The organism is Microbacterium sp. BH-3-3-3, assembly GCF_001792815.1.
GTDB lineage: Bacteria > Actinomycetota > Actinomycetes > Actinomycetales > Microbacteriaceae > Microbacterium.
Genome location: NZ_CP017674.1, coordinates 2,143,426 through 2,161,692, shown reverse-complemented (window position 1 = coordinate 2,161,692; position 18,267 = coordinate 2,143,426). Strand labels below are relative to the sequence as shown.

The 18,267-nt window shown below is 70.7% G+C and carries 14 protein-coding genes; 5 read left to right on the top strand and 9 right to left on the bottom strand.

The genetic code is table 11. The features are described 5' to 3' along the window. Positions 1-9: 9 nt before the first annotated feature. Together BJP65_RS09990 and BJP65_RS09985 are read left to right on the top strand one after the other, a co-directional pair. Positions 10-894 (top strand): ABC transporter ATP-binding protein, encoded by an 885-nt coding sequence (locus BJP65_RS09990; RefSeq protein WP_070409944.1) that lies wholly within the window; start codon positions 10-12, stop codon positions 892-894. Next, complete coding sequence (locus BJP65_RS09985) at positions 891-2,009, top strand: ABC transporter permease (RefSeq protein ID WP_070409035.1); 1,119 nt, start codon at positions 891-893, stop codon at positions 2,007-2,009. The genes BJP65_RS09990 and BJP65_RS09985 overlap by 4 nt, the downstream gene beginning before the upstream one ends. 86 nt (positions 2,010-2,095) lie before the next feature. On the opposite strand, the gene BJP65_RS09980 is transcribed toward BJP65_RS09985, so the two are convergent. The 3 genes from BJP65_RS09980 to BJP65_RS09970 all read right to left on the bottom strand — a co-directional run bounded on the left by BJP65_RS09980 (position 2,096) and on the right by BJP65_RS09970 (position 5,101). Next, positions 2,096-2,476 carry a VOC family protein gene (locus BJP65_RS09980; protein WP_070409034.1) on the bottom strand — a complete coding sequence of 127 codons (381 nt, stop codon included), beginning with the start codon at positions 2,474-2,476 and terminating at the stop codon, positions 2,096-2,098. Between the two features lie 16 nt (positions 2,477-2,492). Then, the gene (locus BJP65_RS09975) at positions 2,493-3,200 is read right to left on the bottom strand and encodes a hypothetical protein (protein WP_070409033.1); all 708 of its coding nucleotides are present in this window, start codon (positions 3,198-3,200) and stop codon (positions 2,493-2,495) included. 119 nt (positions 3,201-3,319) lie between these two features. Then, positions 3,320-5,101, bottom strand: a complete 1,782-nt coding sequence (locus BJP65_RS09970; protein ID WP_070409032.1) for a glycoside hydrolase family 15 protein — start codon at positions 5,099-5,101, stop codon at positions 3,320-3,322. A gap of 113 nt (positions 5,102-5,214) precedes the next feature. Here BJP65_RS09970 and BJP65_RS09965 point away from each other — a divergent pair, with 113 nt between their 5' ends. Together BJP65_RS09965 and BJP65_RS09960 are read left to right on the top strand one after the other, a co-directional pair. Then, on the top strand, positions 5,215-6,576 hold the full coding sequence (locus BJP65_RS09965) for a glucose-6-phosphate dehydrogenase (RefSeq protein ID WP_070409031.1): 1,362 nt from the start codon (positions 5,215-5,217) through the stop codon (positions 6,574-6,576). A gap of 387 nt (positions 6,577-6,963) precedes the next feature. Continuing rightward, entirely contained in the window at positions 6,964-7,548 is a 585-nt protein-coding gene (locus BJP65_RS09960) for a nitroreductase family protein (protein ID WP_070409030.1), read from the top strand. A 290-nt stretch (positions 7,549-7,838) separates the two neighbouring features. On the opposite strand, the gene BJP65_RS09955 is transcribed toward BJP65_RS09960, so the two are convergent. Together BJP65_RS09955 and BJP65_RS09950 are read right to left on the bottom strand one after the other, a co-directional pair. Continuing rightward, complete coding sequence (locus BJP65_RS09955; protein ID WP_082516426.1) at positions 7,839-10,037, bottom strand: ATP-dependent Clp protease ATP-binding subunit; 2,199 nt, start codon at positions 10,035-10,037, stop codon at positions 7,839-7,841. Positions 10,038-10,206: 169 nt separating this feature from the next. Further along, positions 10,207-11,220 carry a GlxA family transcriptional regulator gene (locus tag BJP65_RS09950; RefSeq protein WP_070409029.1) on the bottom strand — a complete coding sequence of 338 codons (1,014 nt, stop codon included), beginning with the start codon at positions 11,218-11,220 and terminating at the stop codon, positions 10,207-10,209. Between the two features lie 86 nt (positions 11,221-11,306). Between BJP65_RS09950 and BJP65_RS09945 the strand changes: the two genes are divergently transcribed. Next, positions 11,307-11,564 (top strand): hypothetical protein, encoded by a 258-nt coding sequence (locus tag BJP65_RS09945; protein ID WP_070409028.1) that lies wholly within the window; start codon positions 11,307-11,309, stop codon positions 11,562-11,564. A gap of 64 nt (positions 11,565-11,628) precedes the next feature. Here BJP65_RS09945 and BJP65_RS09940 read toward each other — a convergent pair whose 3' ends face one another. The 4 genes from BJP65_RS09940 to BJP65_RS09925 form a co-directional block, all read right to left on the bottom strand. Then, complete coding sequence (locus tag BJP65_RS09940; RefSeq protein ID WP_070409027.1) at positions 11,629-12,852, bottom strand: glycosyltransferase; 1,224 nt, start codon at positions 12,850-12,852, stop codon at positions 11,629-11,631. 4 nt (positions 12,853-12,856) lie between these two features. Beyond that, positions 12,857-14,113: a glycosyltransferase gene (locus BJP65_RS09935; RefSeq protein WP_083285801.1), complete on the bottom strand. Its 1,257-nt coding sequence runs from the start codon at positions 14,111-14,113 to the stop codon at positions 12,857-12,859. Between the two features lie 197 nt (positions 14,114-14,310). Next, positions 14,311-16,488 (bottom strand): ABC transporter ATP-binding protein, encoded by a 2,178-nt coding sequence (locus BJP65_RS09930; RefSeq protein WP_258027456.1) that lies wholly within the window; start codon positions 16,486-16,488, stop codon positions 14,311-14,313. Next, entirely contained in the window at positions 16,485-18,212 is a 1,728-nt protein-coding gene (locus tag BJP65_RS09925; protein WP_070409026.1) for an ABC transporter ATP-binding protein, read from the bottom strand. Before BJP65_RS09925 ends, BJP65_RS09930 begins: the two co-directional genes overlap by 4 nt. Between the last annotated feature and the right edge of the window lie 55 nt (positions 18,213-18,267).

The window sequence follows — 18,267 nt, the reverse complement described above, 5'->3', positions numbered from 1 at the left end:
GGACGCACCGTGCTCGAGCTGGACGGCATCACCAAGAGGTACGGCGACCGCCGTGTGCTCGACGACGTGAGCTTCGGGGTCTCCCCCGGGCGACTCACGGGTTTCGTCGGCGGCAACGGCGCCGGCAAGACGACCACCATGCGCATCGCCCTGGGTGTGCTGGCCAAGGACGGCGGCACGGTGGCGCTGAACGGCGCGCCCCTGACCACCGCCGACCGTCGCCGCTTCGGGTACATGCCCGAGGAGCGCGGGCTCTACCCGAAGATGAAGGTCGCCGAGCACATCGCGTACCTCGCTCGCCTGCACGGCTTCGGCAAGACCGAGGCGAACGAGAAGGCCACCGCCCTGCTCGAGCGGCTCGGACTCGGCGAGCGCCTCGGCGATCTCGTCGAGACCCTGTCGCTCGGCAACCAGCAGCGCGCGCAGATCGCCGCCTCGCTCGTGCACGAGCCCGACGTGCTCATCCTCGACGAGCCGTTCTCGGGCCTCGACCCGATGGCGGTCGACGTGGTCGCCGGCGTGCTGCAGGAGAAGGCGGCGGCGGGCGCCGCGGTCCTCTTCTCGTCGCACCAGCTCGATGTCGTCGAGCGCCTCTGCGACGACCTCGTCATCATCGCCGGCGGCACGATCCGCGCAGCGGGCACGCGCGACGAACTGCGCGCCCAGCACGCCACCCACCGGTACGAGCTGGTGTCGCGCGGCGACGCCGGCTGGCTGCGCGACGAGCCCGGCATCACGGTGCTCGATTTCGACGGCGGCTACGCCCTGTTCGACGCCGACGACGACGGCGCCGCTCAACGCGTGCTGCGGGGCGCGGTATCGCGGGGCGACGTCGTCAGCTTCGCACCCCAGCGCCCCACCCTCGCCGAGATCTTCAAGGAGGTCATCCAGTGAGCACCTCGTCGCCCACTCCCCGTCACGCTCCCAGCGAGCTGCAGAGCGTCTGGCTCGTCGCCGAGCGCGAGATCGGGTCGAAGCTGCGCAGCAAATCCTTCGTCATCTCGACCGCCATCCTCGTCGTCGCGGCCCTCGCCTCGGTGATCTGGGGCGGGTTCGCCGCCAGCAACGCCAGCGGCAGCGGCATCCCCGTCGCCGTCACCTCCCAGACGCAGAGCGCCGTGTCGAGCCTCGACGGGCTCGAGGTCACCGTCGCCGCCGACGACGGTGCCGCGACCGCCCTCGTCGAGGACGGGACGGTGGATGCCGCCCTGGTCTCGGGCTCGTCGGATGCCGCGTTCGACTACACCGTCGTGGTGAAGGACAGCGTGCCCTCGACCTTGCTGCAGATGCTGAGCGAGACCCCGCCCGTGCAGGAGCTCGAACCGGGTGCGGGAGCGGCGAGCGCGCTGCGCTACCTCATCGCCCTCGGCTTCGGCCTGGTGTTCCTCATCGCCGCCTCGACCTTCGGCGGCACGATCGCGCAGAGCGTGGTGGAAGAGAAGCAGACGCGCGTGGTCGAGATCCTCATCTCGGCGATCCCCGTGCGCACCCTGCTCGCCGGCAAGGTGCTGGGCAACACGGTGCTCGCGATGGCGCAGATCGTGCTGCTGGCGGCCGTGGCCGTCATCGGTCTCGCCGTCACGGACCAGGCCGGGGTGCTGAGCGCCCTCGGGGCACCGATCGCCTGGTTCGCGATCTTCTTCCTTTTCGGGTTCGTGCTGCTGGCGGCGCTGTTCGCCGCGGCGGCCGCGATGGTCTCGCGCCAGGAGGACATCGGCGCCACGACCACCCCCATCACCATGCTGATCATGGCGCCGTACTTCCTCGTGATCTTCTTCAACGACAACCCCGTCGTGCTGACGGTCATGTCGTACGTGCCGTTCTCGGCACCGGTGGGGATGCCGCTGCGCATGTACCTCGGCGACGCGCAGTGGTGGGAGCCCGTGCTCTCGCTGGTCATCCTGCTCGTCTCGTGCATCGCGGCCATCGGCGTCGGCTCGCGCATCTACCGCAACTCGCTGCTGCGCATGGGCGCACGCGTCAAGCTGGCGGAGGCGCTGAAGGGCTGATCGCGCGGCTCACGTCGGAGGGGGATGGATGCCAGGGGTTCGGCATCCATCCCCCTCTTCGCGCCGTGACGCCGGTCTCGGCGCCGTCACTCCTCGAGCACGGCGAGCACGTTGCCCGCCGGGTCGCGGAACCAGGCGATGAGCGGGCCGCCCTCGCGCATGATGCCGCGCTCATCGGTGGGGATATCGGAGTCGGGGTAGATCTTGGTGTCGACGCCGCGGGAACGCAGGTCGTCGACGGCGGCCTCGACGTCGGCGACGGGGAAGTTCAGCACCGTGAACGTGGCGGGCTCGTGATGCGGTTTGCCGTAGACGAGCACGCTCCCGCCCGATCCGAGCTGGAGCGAGAGGAAGCCCGTGTCCTCGAACACCTCCACCGTCAGGCCGAGGGTGTCGGCGTAGAACCGGTGGGCCGCGTCGAGGTCGTCGACAGCGAAACCCGAGAAGGCACCGGCGGGATCGAACATGATCGTGCTCCTTCGTTCAGCGCGCCACGAAGGCCGTGACGCTGTCGGACAGGCGGATCGGGATGCCGTCGATCACCGACCGCACCGGCTCCCCGATCGCGACGGTGAGTTTCTCGTCGACGCCGAAGACCGCGGCCCCCGTCTGCGCGCCGCTCGCGCACCCCGCCGACCACGGACTGTTGTCCGTCGAGGTGAAGGTCGCGATGCAGCGCCCGTCGCCGTCGTCGGGTTGCGCGAGGTAGATGCGGAAGTCGCTCACCGTCGCGATGTAGCGCGTGCTGGCGGGGTCGATGCCGCTGTCGCGCAGGATGTCGGCCGAGATCACGTCTTCGACCGTCTGCGGGAACGTCAGCTCGGGCAGGCTCGCCGCCGCGGGGTCCGGGGTCGCGGCGGTCGAGGGCACGGCCGACAGCCCCGCGCCGATCGCGGCGCCGACGCCGAGCAGGGCGAGGGCGCCGACCGCGGCGAGCGCCCACCGCAGGGCGGGGCGCGGTAAGCGGGCATCGGCGTCCGCGGGCTCGGCGCCCTCGGGCGCGGCATCCGGGGTCGGGTCGTCCGACGCGTCGGGGTCGCGCCGGGGCGCACGCTCGGGCTCGCCGCTCCCGGTGCGGCGTACCCGCTCTTCGAGCTCGCCGAGGCGCTCGATCATCGCCGGCGTCGCGGCGGCGCCGTCGGCACCGTAGACCCGCTCGCGCAGGTGCCGCAGCTCGACGTCGTCGTCCATGCGTTGACTCTAGAGCCGCGCCGGGGCGGCGGGGGCGGGAAGCCGGGTCGAGACCATCGGGGCCTCCGCGACGTCAGGCGCGCGCCGTGCAGGTCGAGCGACCCGACGCCGCGACGAGATCAGGCGCCGGGGCGCGGCGCCGTCGCATCCAGCGCGTCGGCCGCCCCCACCAGCGCGAGGTGCGACAGCGCCTGCGGGGTGTTGCCGACCTGGTGACCGGTGGTGGGGTCGTACTCCTCCGACAGCAGGCCGAGGTCGTTCGCGACGGCGGTGAGCCGGTGCATCAGCGTCACGGCCTCGTCGCGGCGACCGCTGTGCGCGTACTGCCCGACCAGCCAGAAGGAACAGGCGAGGAACGGATGCTCGTCCCCGGTGAGGCCGTCGACACCCGTCGTGCGGTAGCGCAGCAGCCACCCATCGGGCATGAGCGTCTCTTCCATGCGGGCGACGGTGGCGAGCATGCGGGGGTCGTCGTACGCGCAGAACCCCACCTGGGGCAGCACCAGCAGCGAGGCATCGACCTCGTCGGTGCCGAAGTGCTGCGTGAACCATCCGCCCTCGTGCACCCCGTGCGCGTCGATGTCGGCGCGGACCCGATCGCGCAGGGTGCGCCAAGTGTCGACGTCGCCGTCGCGCCCGCCCTCTTCGACGGCGCGGATGCCGCGATCGAACGCCGCCCACACCATCGCCCGCGAGTGGGTGAAGAAGTGCGGCTCGCCGCGCATCTCCCAGATGCCCAGGTCGGGCCGGTCGACCTCGCTCGCGAGCTGGTCGAGCAACGCCCGCTGCAGCGACCACGAGAACGTCGTCTCTTCGACCCCGGCGTTCCGCGCCGCCTCGAGCGCCACCATGACCTCGCCGATCACGTCGGCCTGGTACTGGTCGACGGCGCCGTTGCCGATGCGCACGGGGGCGGCTCCCCCGTACCCGGGGAGGCTGGTGATCTCGCGCTCCGGCAGGTCGCGCTCACCCGCGATGCCGTACATGATCTGCACGTCGGCGGGGTCCCCGGCGATCGCCCTCAGCAACCAGGTGCGCCAGCGCTGTGCGGCGTCGAGGTAGCCGTGGTCGATGTACGCGCTCAGTGTGAGGGCCGCGTCGCGCAGCCAGACGTAGCGGTAGTCCCAGTTGCGCGAGCCTCCGAACGCCTCGGGCAGCGAGGTCGTGGCCGCGGCGACGATGCCGCCCGTCTCGGAGTGCGTGAGCGCGCGCAGCACCATGAGGGAACGGGTGACGAGGGCGGCGTGCGTGCCCGCGGACTGCACGCGGTCGGCCCACGACGACCACCACTCGCGCGTGCGCTCCAGCGCCGCCGACACGTCGAACGACACCGGCGGGTCCTGCCACGACGGCCCCCACGACAGGACCGAGTCGACGCGGTGGCCCGGGCTCGTCGTCCACCGCCCGCGGTGGGCGGTGCCGACGGCGATGAGGCGGGGGCCCCGCAGGGTCACGGCGTCGGGGCCGGCGACGGCGAGGATCGCGTGCTCGTCGGCGTGGCCGATCTGCCGCACCCAGGGCACGGCGCGGGCGTAGTCGAAGCGCAGACGCACCTCGCTGACGAAGTCGACCTGGCCCGAGACCCCGACCACGCGACGGATGACGGCCTCCACCCCCTCGTCGACGGGCATGGCGTCGTACACCTCGGCGACGCCGGTCTCGGTCTCCCAGCGGGTGACGAGCACGAACGTGTCGCCGTCGTACCGACGCGTCGCGCGCGCCTGGGGGTCGGCCGGGCGCAACGACCACGCGCCGTGCGACTCGTCGCCGAGCAGCGCGCTGAACATCGAGCCGCTGTCGTACCGCGGCAGGCAGAGCCAGTCGATGCTCCCTCGCGAGGAGACGAGGGCGGCGGACCGGCAGTTGCTGAGGACGGCGTAGTCCTCGATCGGAGTCGTCACCCTCGGATCATGGCAGCAAACACCCGCATCGCACCTCCGGGTTCGATGAGTGGCATCCCTCGGTCATCCGCAAGGGCGGGGCGAGGTCGGAAGGTATCGCTACGCTGAGCGGCATGGCGGCGGACACCACCCTGATCATCCTGGGCGCTTCAGGCGACCTCACTTCTCGACTGCTCCTCCCGGCCCTGGGCCAACTGCTCGTGCGCGAGCCCGGGCGGTCGGTGCGCCTGCACGGCGCGGGCATGGAGGACTGGACCGACGAGCACTGGCGCGAGGTGGTGCACCGGGCGTTCCAGACGATGGACGCCGAGGCCGCTTTCGACTCGGTCTCGGCCACGACCTACTCCCGAGCCGACATCACGAAGGCCGCCGACCTGCAGCAGCTGCTCGACGACGCCGAGGGGCGTCCGGCGCTGTACTTCGCCGTCCCGCCGGCCGTGGCCGAGAAGTCGTGCCTCGCGCTGAGCGACGTGACCATTCCCGAGGGAACGATCCTCGCGCTCGAGAAGCCGTTCGGCACCGACGAGGCCAGCGCGCACAAGCTCAACCAGCAACTGGCGACGCTCGTTCCCGAGGACCAGGTCTTCCGCATCGACCACTTCCTCGGGCGTTCCACGGTGCTCAACCTGCTCGGCGCGCGCTTCGCCAACCGCATCATCGAGAGCGTGTGGTCGGCCGACGACATCGCGTCGATCACCGTCGACTTCCCCGAGAAGCTCGGCCTCGAGGGTCGCGCGGGGTATTACGACTCCGCCGGCGCGCTCGTCGACATGATCCAGAGCCACCTGCTGCAGGTCATGGCCTTCGTCACGATGGAGCCGCCCTCCACCCTCGACCAGCTCGACCTGCGCGATGCCACCTCGGCGGTGCTGCGGGCCACCCACGTGCTCGACGACGACCCGGTGAAGAACTCCCGGCGCGCGCGGTACACGGCGGGCGACGTCGGCGACCGCCACTTCCCCTCGTACGTCGACGAGCCGGGCGTCGATGCGTCGCGCGGCACCGAGACACTGGCCGAGATGACCGTCGAGGTGCGCACCTCCCGCTGGCAGGGGGTGCCGATCACACTGCGGTCGGGCAAGGCGCTGGATGCCGGAGACCCGGCCGCGACCGTCACCTTCAAGCCCGTGCGGCACCTCCCGGGCGGCTTCATCGGCGAGAGCGACCCGTCGGTGCTCGTCTTCTCACTCGGCCCCGACACGATGAGCCTCGGGCTCAACGTCAACGGCGCCGACGACCCCCTCGAACTCGAGCGGGTGACGCTGGCCGCCGACCTCGGCGTCGGCGGACTGAAGGCGTACGGCGAAGTGCTCTCGGGCATCCTCGACGGCGACGCCATGCTCGCGGTGCGCGCCGACGCGGCCGAGCAGTGCTGGCGCATCGTGCAGCCCGTCATCGACGCGTGGCGCCAGAACCGGGTGCCGCTCGACGAGTACCCGGCCGGTTCCACGGGCCCCGAGTCCTGGAAGCTGTGACGCCGAGGGGCTGAGGTCCCGTCGGGGCACCTCGCCGCGGCGCCGCCGCGTGCACAACGGCGGGGGCCGGGCAGACGCGCCGGGGTACCGGCATCCCGAACCGGCGTATTGCCGCCTGGCCCCGCCGTTGTGCACGGGTTGCCGAGGGGTCGACGTTATGCACGGCCGCCTGCGCCGCCGCGTGCACAACGGCGGGGGCCGGGGCAAACGCGCCGGGGTATCGGCATCCTGAAACGGCGCGTTGCGGCCTGGCCCCGCCGTTGTGCACGGCTACCGGGACCGAGGCTGGACGACCCATACCGTCACGAGGGAACACGAAAGAGGCCGGGTGTGTTCAATGGTGGAGGTCAATGGCGACCGGATCTGTCCCCGTTCTCAGGAGTAGCCATGTCCCTCACCCTCGACCGCACCGCGCCCACCGACGCTCCGATCCTCGGCGTGCTCGCCGAGCGCTGGAGCACCCGCGTCTTCGACCCCGAGACGCCGATCGACGAGACCGCGCTGCGCTCCGCCCTCGAGGCCGCCCGCTGGGCACCCTCGGGCATGAACCACCAGCCCTGGCGCCTGATCCTCGCCCGTCGCGGTTCGGCGGCGCACGAGAAGATCGTGTCGGCCCTCATGGGCTTCAACCAGGCCTGGGCCCCCGCCGCCGGCGCCCTGCTCGTCGTGCTCGCCGAGCACGAGACCGCCGAGGGTGACGCGCGCCCGTGGGCGCTCTACGACGCCGGCCAGGCCGCCGCGCACTTCACCGTGCAGGCACACGCCGAGGGTCTCGCGACGCACCAGATGGGCGGCTTCGTGGCCGACGACCTGCGTGCCGCCTTCGACATCGAGGCGCGCTTCACCCCCGTCACCGTCATCGCGGTCGGCGCTCTCGGCGACATCGACGCCGCCGAAGAGGGCCTGCGCCAGCGCGAGCTCGCCCCCCGCGAGCGCCGCTCCGTGGCGGACTCGCTGCTCGTCGACGACTGAGCGGCCCACCCGCGGCGAACGCCCGCCGCACCGGAGAACCCGCCGAGGGCCCTTCCGGTGCGGCGGGCGTTCCTCATGGCGTCGGCGCACGGCCGACGCGCTCTGCCGACGCCCTCTTGCGCATAAACGCTCATCCTGCGCAGAAACGCTCAGCCGACGCGTTTATGCGCACGATGAGCGTTTATGCGGGAGGGGCCGGGACGCGGAGACCGGCACGCGCGATGCGCGGCCGACCGCACACGAGAGGGGGATGCCGCGCACCGCGCGCCGCATCCCCCTCTCGCGTTCGACTACTCGACGATCTCGGCCTCGATCACGTCGTCGTCGCCCGTCTCGGGCTGGGCGGGGCCCGCGCTCGCCAGCACGAGCGAGTCGCCGTCGCTCGCCACGTCGACCCGCACCACATCGCCGTCGCGCACCGTGCCGGCGAGGATCGCCATTGCGAGGCGGTTCTGGATCTCGGTCTGGATCAGGCGACGCAGCGGCCGGGCGCCGTACACCGGGTCGTACCCGCGTTCGGCGAGCCACGAGCGGGCATCGGGCGTGACCGCGAGGGACAGCCGGCGCTCGCGCAGTCGCTTGTGCAGGGCATCGACGGCGAGTTCGACGATCTGCGCCAGGTCGTCCTGACTCAGGGCCTGGAAGATGACGATGTCGTCGAGGCGGTTCACGAACTCGGGCTTGAAGGCCTGGCGCACCAGCGCCTGCACCTGCTCGTGCTTGGTCTCGATCGACAGCGTCGGGTCGATGAGGATCGGCGAGCCGAGGTTCGAGGTGAGCACCAGGATGACGTTGGTGAAGTCGACCGTGCGGCCCTGTCCGTCGGTCAACCGACCGTCGTCGAGCACCTGCAGCAACACGTCGAACACCTCAGGGTGCGCCTTCTCGACCTCGTCGAGCAGCACGACGCTGTAGGGACGACGGCGCACGGCCTCGGTGAGCTGGCCACCCTGCTCGTACCCGATATACCCCGGAGGGGCTCCGACGAGGCGCGAGACGGAGTGCTTCTCGCCGTACTCCGACATGTCGATGCGCACCATGGCGTGCTCGTCGTCGAAGAGGAAGTCGGCGAGCGACTTCGCCAGCTCGGTCTTGCCGACACCGGTCGGGCCGAGGAACAGGAACGATCCGACCGGGCGGTTCGGGTCGCTGATCCCGGCGCGCGAGCGGCGGACGGCGTCGGACACCGCCTTCACGGCATCGCGTTGCCCGATCAGGCGCTTGCCGAGCTCGCGCTCGAGGTGCAGCAGCTTCTCGGTCTCGCCCTGCAGCAGGCGCCCGACCGGAATGCCGGTCCAGGCGGCGATGACCGCCGCGATGTCCTCGTCGGTGACCTGATCGTTGACCATCCGGTCACCGGTGGGCTCCTCGCGCTCGGCGGCCATGAGCTCGCGCTCGAGCGCCGGGATCTCGGCGTACAGCAACCGCGACGCGCGTTCGAGGTTGCCCTCGCGCTGGGCGCGCTCGGCATCCACTCGCGCCGAGTCGAGACGGGTCTTCAGGTCGCCGACGCGGTTGAGCGAGGCGCGCTCGCGCTCCCACCGGGCCTGCAGCTCGTCGAGTTTGGCCTGCTCGCCGGCCAGGGTGTCGCGGAGCGTCGCGAGACGCTCCTTCGAGGCGGCGTCCTTCTCTTTCTTCAGCGCGAGCTCTTCGAGCTTGAGGCGGTCGACGTGTCGGCGCAGCTCGTCGATCTCGAGGGGCGCGGAGTCGATCTCCATGCGCAGACGCGAGGCCGCCTCGTCGATCAGGTCGATGGCCTTGTCGGGCAGCTGGCGCGCGGGGATGTAGCGGTTCGACAGCGACGCTGCGGCGACCAGCGCCGCATCGGCGATGGCGACCTTGTGGTGCGCCTCGTAACGCTCCTTCAGGCCGCGGAGGATCGCCACGGTGTCTTCGACCGTGGGCTCGCCGACGTACACCTGCTGGAAGCGGCGTTCGAGAGCGGCATCTTTCTCGATGAACTCGCGGTACTCGTCGAGCGTGGTCGCGCCGATCAGTCGCAGCTCGCCGCGGGCGAGCATGGGCTTGAGCATGTTGGATGCCGCGACCGAGCCCTCTCCGCCGCCCGCGCCCATGAGCACGTGCAGCTCGTCGATGAACGTGATGACGCGTCCATCGGACTCGGTGATCTCTTTCAGGACGCTCTTCAGTCGCTCCTCGAACTGGCCGCGGTACATCGCGCCGGCGACGAGCGCCGAGATGTCGAGCGACACGAGTTCTTTGTTCTTGAGGCTCTCGGCGACGTCGCCCGCGACGATGCGCTGCGCGAGCCCCTCGACGACGGCGGTCTTGCCGACGCCGGGTTCGCCGATGAGCACGGGGTTGTTCTTCGTGCGGCGGGTCAGCACCTGGCTGACGCGGCGGATCTCGCCGTCGCGCCCGATCACGGGGTCGAGCTTGCCCTGGCGGGCACGGTCGGTGAGGTTGATGCCGAACTGCTCGAGGGCGCTCCGCGCGTCCTCCTGCCCCGGCTGTGGCGTGGCGTTCATGTGTTCTCCCAAAATCTGTTCGCCGTCTCTAAAACTTGAGTTGCGTGGACTCAAGTTTAGCAGTGCACCGGCGAGAGAACAACGGATGCCGCGGCACAGGCGGTAGCGCGGACGCGGGCGCGGGCAGCGCGGGAGCGGTGGCGGTGTGCGAGCGGGCGCGGCGCGGCCCTCAGGCCGGAATCGGTTCCGCCACCGCCGGGGCCGATACGGTCGCGGAGGCGACTCGCTCATCGGCGTTGCACGAGAAACGCGCGCGGTAGGCGGTCGGGGTGAGTCCCATCGCTCGGGCGAAGTTCTGGCGCAGCACCGCCGCCGAACCGAAGCCGCACTCGGCGGCGATGCGGTCCAGCCCCAGATCGGTCTCTTCGAGCAGCCGCTGCGCGTGCAGCAGGCGTTGGCGCGCGAGCCAGGCCGCGGGCGTGGCGCCGAGATCCGCCTTGAAGCGGCGGGCGAAGGTGCGCGGGGACATGTGCGCGCGTGCCGCGAGTCGATCGACCGAGAGCTCGGCATCCAGGTTCTGCAGCATCCACTCGGTCACCGGAGCGAGCGAGAGCGACGAGTCGATCGGGATCGGCGAGGCGATGAACTGCGCCTGGCCTCCGTCGCGCTGCGGCGCGACGACCATGCGTCGCGCGATGCGGTTGGCGAGCTCCGAACCGAGCTCCTGGCGCAGCAGGTGCAGGCACGCGTCGAGTCCCGCGGCGGTTCCGGCGCTCGTGACGATGTTGCCCGACTGCACGTAGAGCACGTCGGGGTCGACCTCGATCTCCGGATACATCCGCGCCATGACATCGGCGTAACGCCAGTGCGTCGTGGCACGCTTTCCGTCGAGCACCCCGGCGGCGGCGATGACGAACGACCCGCTGCACACGCTCAGCAACCAGGCGCCACGGGCATGGGCGGCGCGCACCACCTCGACCACGCGCGGGTCGACGGTGCCCCACTGATCCCGCGGGATGGGGGCGAGAACCAGGATGTCGACGTCGGACGCCGCCTCGAGACCGAGATCGACGTTCACCGAGAAACCGATGTTCGAGTGCACGACCCCGGGTTCGGGCGCGACGATGCGGAAGTCGAAATTCGGGATGCCGTCGTCGCTGCGGTCGAGGCCGAAAGCTTCGCACGCGAGGCCGAACTCGAACGGGGCGAAGCCGGGCTGGATGACGACGGCGACCGAGCGCATACGAACCTCCGGTGTGGCAGAAATATGACGAACACCGTCCATCATGCCACTCGTGACACTTTCCCTCTACTCGTAGCGTCTCTGCCATGGCTTATTTCATCGCCCTCGGCATCCTTTCGCTCGCCGGCATCGTCGGCACCGTGTGGCTCGTGCGGACCGACGGGTACGGGCGCATCCCCACCGACCCCTCGCGCGTCGCCCCCTCATCGCACCGATCGACCCGCTCGCGGGAGAAGACGATCCAGGCCGCTCCCGCGGTCGAAGCCGCACGCCCGAGCATGCACGTCACACTGCCGTCGGCCTCGACGGCCACCGCTCCGCTGCGCATCGTGGGAACGGAGTGACCCGACGACGCGGCACACGCCACCCCGGCACGGCCGAGGCTCGGCGGGCGTGGGATCCGCCGGGTCAGCGCCCCGCGGCGACCGCCCGCTCGTACACGGCGACCATCGCCGCCGTGCGCGACGACTGGCGGAACCGCTCCGCGACGCTCGCGTCGGGCGTGACCGGCGACCCGGCGGCGATGTCGGCGGTCGCGCGGCGGAGGGTCTGCGAGAGCGCCGCGACCGTGGCATCCGGAACCGTCCAGATCCCGGCGCCGAGCTCGGCGCCGATGTCGGGGTCGCTGACGACGGCGGGGGTGCCGAGCGAGGCGGCCTCGAAGACCGTCATGCCCTGCGTCTCGAAGCCGATCGACGTCTGCACCACGGCGTCGGCGTCGGCGAGCCGGCGGAGGGTCTCGGCGTACGACAGGCGTCCCGCGAACGTGGCGGATGCCACCGGCGCCCGGCGCTCGATCAGCCGCTGCGCGGCGCGGAGCTGACCGCCGCCGCCGATGATCTCGACCTCGGCGTCGATCCCCGACTCGGCGACCGCCTCGAGGAAGGGGAGCAGGCGCTTCTCGGGGCTCATGCGGCCGAGCCAGACGAAGCGCGGACGGCCCGGGCGACGCTCGGTGGGTCCGGCCGCGAGGGCGGCGTCGAGCGCGTCGTCGTCGATGCCGTTCCAGATCACGTCGACCGCGTCGGCGACACCGTGCCGTTCCAGACGACGCGCGAAGTGACCCGAGGGGGCGGTCACGGCGCGGGACACCGCGGCCAGACGGCGAAGGTACGCCCAGCCGTCGACGTCGCAGACGGCCGGGGCGGTATCGCGAACCTCCACCGGCGCGGCGACCCGTCGCGGCAGCGCGCGTCGAGCCCACGCGTTCAGCGCGCGCAGCACCAGGCCCGGGAACGGGGCGGTCGCCTCGATGCCCACGTCGACGCGGTTGTGCATCGTGTGCACGACGGGCAGGCCGTGCCGCGCCGCGAAACGGTGCCCGATGTACGCGCCCCAGAAGTCGGCCTGCACGTGCACGACGTCGACCGGCAGGCGCGCGCCCATCTCGGAGTCCACGAACCGGTCGGTCCGGGCACCGGGCCAGGTGAGCGCGTACTCGCGATCGAGCGTGAGGGGGATCGAGGGCAGGTCGAGGTAGGCGATGTCGTCGGGCGCAGGGCGGTGCAGGCGCGGAGCGACGACGGTGACGACGTGGCCCGCGCGCTCGAGGAAGCGTTTCTGCAACCGCATCGACACCTGCGCGCCGCCCAGCGACTCGAGGTGCTGGTCGGCGAACATCACGACGTGCACGAGGTCACTCCGGGAGCGGTCGTCCGCGGTACAGCGCCTCGAAGGTGTCGAGGGTGCGGCCGATGTCGTGCACGATCACACCGTCGAGCGACGCCTGCTGCATCCGCCGACGCTCGTCGGGAGCGGCGGTGAGCACGTCGGTCAACCGGGCCGCGAGCTCGTCGGCGTTTCCGGGCTCGAACAGGTACCCGTTCTCGCCGTCGTGCACGAGGTGCGGGAGTGCGACCGCATTGGCGGCGACGATCGGCAGGCCGGAGGCCATGGCCTCCATCGTCGCGATCGACTGGAGTTCCGCGATCGAGGCGATCGCGAAGACCGACGCGCGCGAGTAGAGCGCGCGCAGCTCTTCTTCGGACGTGTGGCCGTGGAAGGTCACGCGGTGCGCGAGACCGAGCTGCTCGGCGAGCTGCTCGAGGTTGCGGCGCTGGTCGCCGCCACCGACGATGTCGAAGGTCACGTCGAGGGCGGGGTCGATCTTGGTCATCGCGCGCAGGATGACGTCGATGCCCTTCTCGGTGGTGAGGCGTCCGACGAAGAGGATGCGGTTCGCGTCGCGCGGCTCGAGGTCGGGCGTGTAGTTCGAGCGGTCGATACCGCAGGAGATCGGGATGACACCCTCGATGCCGATCGTCGCCTGCAGGAAGTCGGCGGCCCGACGCGTGGGCGTCGTGACGGCGCGCGTCATGACGAAGGTGCGCTTGGCATCGGCCCAGGCCAGCTTGAGCATGATGCGGTCGAGGAAGTCGGGCAGGGTCGTGAAGTCGAGGATGTTCTCGGGCATCACGTGGTTGGTGGCGATCACCGGGATGCCGCGCTTGCGCGCCTCGCGGGCGAGTCCTCGGCCGATGATGATGTGCGACTGGATGTGCACGACGTCGGGCCGGATCTCATCGAGCATAAGTCGCGCGTAGTGCTTCGCGCGCCAGGGCCACACGAACGTGAGCCAGTCGTGCGGAAGGAAGCGGTACGACGGAAGACGGTGCAGCGTCATCGGCTGCCCCTCGATCACCTCGGTCGCCGTGCCCGCGTGACCACGGCCGATGCTGGGCGCGGCCACGTGCACGTCGTGACCGCGGGCGACGAGACCGGCGGCGAGGCGCTCGGCGAAGCGGGCGGCCCCGTTGACGTGGGGCAGGAACGTGTCGGCGCCGATGAGGACCGTGAGCGGACGTTCGGCCGGGGTGGGAGTCTCGCGCGAGACGGCGGGATCGTGCACGTCGTCGGATACGGGATGGTCGGCGGGCGTCGCAGAAGTGGTCACGGGTGGTGAGGCCTATCTATGCGGCGGACGGGTCGCACGGTGCGGTTCATGCGCTCGCACCACTGTACCCGAGCGGTTTTCGCGAACCCGGAGCCGTCTCCCGGTGTGGAGGACGGGGGCGTGGGCGCCCGAAGCGCGCCGGACGCGGCACCGCCCGCCCGGCGTGGCACCGGGCGGGCGGATGGGCGCGGGTGGCGTCAGCCCCGATCGTCGAGCCGCGGGTCGGGCGTGGGAGCACCGTGCGCGGGGCGCGGCGGCCCGTCGGTCCCCGCGGGGGCGGCAACCTCGGATGCCGCGGCCGCCATCGCCGACACCACCACGGCGTCGTCGGTGGCCGGCGCCTGCCGGGGATCGGTCGCGCGGGAGGCATCGGCCTCGGCGACATCGAGGTCGGTGGTGGCCTGCTCGAACTGCGAACGGTAGAGGCGGTAGTACGCCCCCTCGGTGCCGATCAGCTCGTCGTGGGTCCCCTGCTCGACGATGTCGCCGTGCTCCATGACCAGGATGAGATCGGCATCGCGGATCGTCGACAGGCGGTGCGCGATCACGAACGACGTGCGTCCTTCGCGCAGCGCGGCCATGGCCTGCTGCAGCAGCAGCTCGGTGCGCGTGTCGACCGACGACGTCGCCTCGTCGAGGATGAGCACCGACGGACGCGCGACGAACGCCCGCGCGATGGTGATGAGCTGTTTCTCACCCGCCGAGACGTTCGCGGCGTCTTCGTCGAGGACGGTGTCGTACCCCTCGGGGAGCGAGTGCACGAACTGGTCGACGCGGGTGGCGACGGCGGCCTGCTGGATCTCGTCGTCGGTGGCGGTCTCGCGGCCGTAGCGGATGTTGTCGCGGATCGTCCCGGCGAACAGCCACGGGTCTTGCAACACCATGCCGGTGCGCGAGCGGACGTCGTCGCGGCGCAATTCGGCGATGTCCTGACCGTCGAGCAGGATGCGCCCGCCGTCGAGCTCGTAGAACCGCATGATCAGGTTGACCAACGTGGTCTTGCCGGCCCCCGTCGGTCCGACGATGGCGACCGTCTGACCCGGCTCGACCCGGAACGACAGGTCTCGGATGAGCGGGCGATCGGGCGAGTACGCGAAGCGGACGTTCTCGAACTCGATGACCCCGCGTCCGTCGCCCGGGCTCGGGGCGTCGGGGTCGTCGGGGTCTTGCTCGTCGGCATCGAGCAGGGCGAAGACGCGCTCGGCCGAGGCCGTACCCGACTGCACGACCGCGGCCATGCCACCCAACTGCGACAGGGGCTGCGTGAACTGCTGCGAGTACTGGATGAACGCCTGCACGTCGCCCAGGCGGATCTGCCCGCCGGCCACCATGAGCCCACCGAGCACCGCGATGCCGACGTAGGTGAGGTTTCCGACGAACATCATGCCCGGCATGATCATGCCGGAGAGGAACTGGGCCCGGAAGCTGGCCTGGTAGAGCTCCTCGTTCTCGACCTCGAACTTCTCGCGGGCGTCTTTCTCGCGGCCGTAGACCTTGACCAGCGCGTGACCCGAGAACGACTCCTCGACGCGGGCGTTGAGACGGCCCACCTTCTTCCACTGCTCGCCGAAGGCCTTCTGCGACTTCGGGCCGATCACCCCGAAGATGACCGCCATGAGCGGGAGCGAGATGAGCGCGACGAGGGCCAGCTGCCACGAGATGGTGAACATCATGATGAGCACGCCCACGACCGTGAGCACGGAGGTGAGGGCGCTCGAGAGCGACTGCTGCATCGTCTGCGTGATGTTGTCGATGTCGTTCGTGACCCGCGAGATGAGCTCACCGCGCTGCACCTTATCGAAGTACGACAGGGGGAGCCGGTTGACCTTGGCCTCGACGTCTTCACGCAGGCGCCACATCGTGCGCACCATGATGATGTTGATGACGTAGCCCTGGATCCACGACAGCAACGACGAGCCGACGTAGATGGCCAGCACCGTCACGACCACGATGCGCAGCGCATCGAAGTCGACGCCCGCGCCGACCTGGAAGTTGTCCATCGCGCCGACGATGTTGGCGATGTCGCCCTGCCCGGCGGAGCGCAGGGCGTCGACGACGGCGTCTTTCTGGGTGCCGGCCGGGAACTGCTCGGCGAGCCCGCGCGAGACCACGCCCTCGAAGATGATGTTCGTGGCGTTGCCGAGGACGCGCGGGGCCAGCACCGCCAGCACGACGCCGAGGGCCCCGAGCACCGAGACGAGCCCGAAGGCCCCGGCGTGGGGTCGCAGGAGTCCGATCAGCCGGCGGAAGCTCGAGCCGAAGTCCGAGGCCTTGCCCGGCGCGACGCTGTCCCAGTCGCCCGAGTTCAGACGGGCCTGTTCGGCGAGCTCGAGTTCGGCGCGCTCTTCTTCGGTGCGGGTGTCGGGGGTGCTCATGCTTCGACCCCCAGCTGCGACTCGACGATCTCGCGATAGGTGGTGCTGGAATGCAGCAGCTCGTCGTGCGTGCCGAGGCCGGCCATGCGTCCGTCTTCGAGCACGACGATCCGGTCGGCACCGGTGATGGTCGAGACGCGCTGCGCGACGACGATCTTCGTCACCTCGGGGAGCTCTTGCCACAACGCCTGCCGCAATCGGGCGTCGGTGCTGAGGTCGAGGGCCGAGAACGAGTCGTCGAAGACGAGCACCGCCGGCCGGTGCACGATCGCTCGGGCGATGGCGAGGCGCTGGCGCTGCCCGCCCGAGACGTTGGTGCCGCCCTGGGCGATCTTGCCGTCGAGGCCGCCCTCCATCGCCTCGACGAAGTCGCGACCCTGGGCGATCTCGAGCGCGTGCCACAGTTCGTCGTCGGTGGCGTCTTCGCGACCGAAACGCAGGTTGGACGCCACCGTGCCGCTGAACAGGAACGGCCGCTGCGGCACCAGGCCGATGCTCTTCCACAGCAGGTCGAGGTCGGCCTCGCGCACGTCGACACCGCCGACGCGGACGGCCCCCGCGGTCACGTCGAACAGGCGCGGGAGCAGGGAGACGAGGGTCGTCTTTCCCGCCCCCGTCGATCCGACGATCGCCACGGTCTCGCCGGGATGGGCCGCGAACGTGACGCCCGACACCACGGGCGACTCGGCTCCCGGGTACGCGAAGGCGACGTCGTCGAACTCGACCGTTCCGACCGAGGGGAAGACGCTCACCGGGTTCGCTGGCCGCTCGAGCGTCGAGTGGCTGTCGAGCACCTCCCCGATGCGTTCGGCCGACACGGCCGCGCGCGGGATCATCACCGTCATGAAGCTCGCCATGAGCACGCCCATGAGGATCTGCGCCACGTACTGCATGAACGCGAAGAGGGTACCGATCTGCACGCCGCCGGCGTCGACCTGGATGCCGCCGAACCAGATGACTCCGACGACGGTGACGTTGAGCACCAGCATCGCCAGCGGGAACAGCAGCACGAAGAGCGAGCCCACCTTGCGACCGACGTCCATGATGTCGGTGTTCGCCTCGCGGAAGCGCTCTTCTTCGATGCGCTCCCGCACGAAGGCGCGCACCACGCGCACCCCGGTCAGCTGTTCGCGCATCACCCGGTTCACGGCATCGAGCTTGGACTGGTAGCTGCGGAACAGCGGCACCATGCGGGCGATGATGAGGGCGACCGCGACCAGCAGGATCGGCACGGCGACGCCGAGCAGCCAGCTGAGACCGACGTCTTGCTGCAGCGCCATGAAGATGCCGCCGAGGGCGAGCAGCGGGGCGCTGACGAGCATGGTGGCGCCCATCATCGCGAGCATCTGCACCTGCTGCACGTCGTTCGTGTTGCGCGTGATGAGGGAACCGGCGCCGAACTGCGACAGCTCACGCTCGGAGAAGCCGCTGACCTTCTCGAACAGATCGAGCCGGATGTCGCGGCCCGCGGCCATGGCGGCGCGCGCGGCGAAGTAGGTCGCGACGACCGAGGCGACGATCTGCCCGAGCGAGATGCCGAGCATGATCATGCCCTGCGACCAGATGAACCCCGTGTCGCCCTGGGCGACGCCGCGATCGATGATGTCGGCGTTCAGGCGCGGCAGGTAGAGGGATGCCATCGCCGCGACGAACTGGAACACCAGCAGCGCCATGAGGAGCCAGCGGTACCGGGACAGGTAGCGGACGAGGATCTTGCCGAGCATGGGACCTCCGGAGCAGGTCTGACGCGGCCGCCGTGACCGCGAAGACCAGCCTGGC

What these genes read in the sequence shown, in the direction of transcription:
- BJP65_RS09975 (WP_070409033.1), bottom strand. Translation starts at nt 3,200, where the DNA reads ATGGACGACGACGTCGAGCTGCGGCACCTGCGCGAGCGGGTCTACGGT.
- BJP65_RS09930 (WP_258027456.1), bottom strand. Translation starts at nt 16,488, where the DNA reads ATGAGCACCCCCGACACCCGCACCGAAGAAGAGCGCGCCGAACTCGAG.
- BJP65_RS09945 (WP_070409028.1), top strand. Translation starts at nt 11,307, where the DNA reads ATGGCTTATTTCATCGCCCTCGGCATCCTTTCGCTCGCCGGCATCGTC.
- BJP65_RS09950 (WP_070409029.1), bottom strand. Translation starts at nt 11,220, where the DNA reads ATGCGCTCGGTCGCCGTCGTCATCCAGCCCGGCTTCGCCCCGTTCGAG.
- BJP65_RS09965 (WP_070409031.1), top strand. Translation starts at nt 5,215, where the DNA reads ATGGCGGCGGACACCACCCTGATCATCCTGGGCGCTTCAGGCGACCTC.
- BJP65_RS09955 (WP_082516426.1), bottom strand. Translation starts at nt 10,037, where the DNA reads ATGAACGCCACGCCACAGCCGGGGCAGGAGGACGCGCGGAGCGCCCTC.
- BJP65_RS09980 (WP_070409034.1), bottom strand. Translation starts at nt 2,476, where the DNA reads ATGTTCGATCCCGCCGGTGCCTTCTCGGGTTTCGCTGTCGACGACCTC.
- BJP65_RS09960 (WP_070409030.1), top strand. Translation starts at nt 6,964, where the DNA reads ATGTCCCTCACCCTCGACCGCACCGCGCCCACCGACGCTCCGATCCTC.
- BJP65_RS09925 (WP_070409026.1), bottom strand. Translation starts at nt 18,212, where the DNA reads ATGCTCGGCAAGATCCTCGTCCGCTACCTGTCCCGGTACCGCTGGCTC.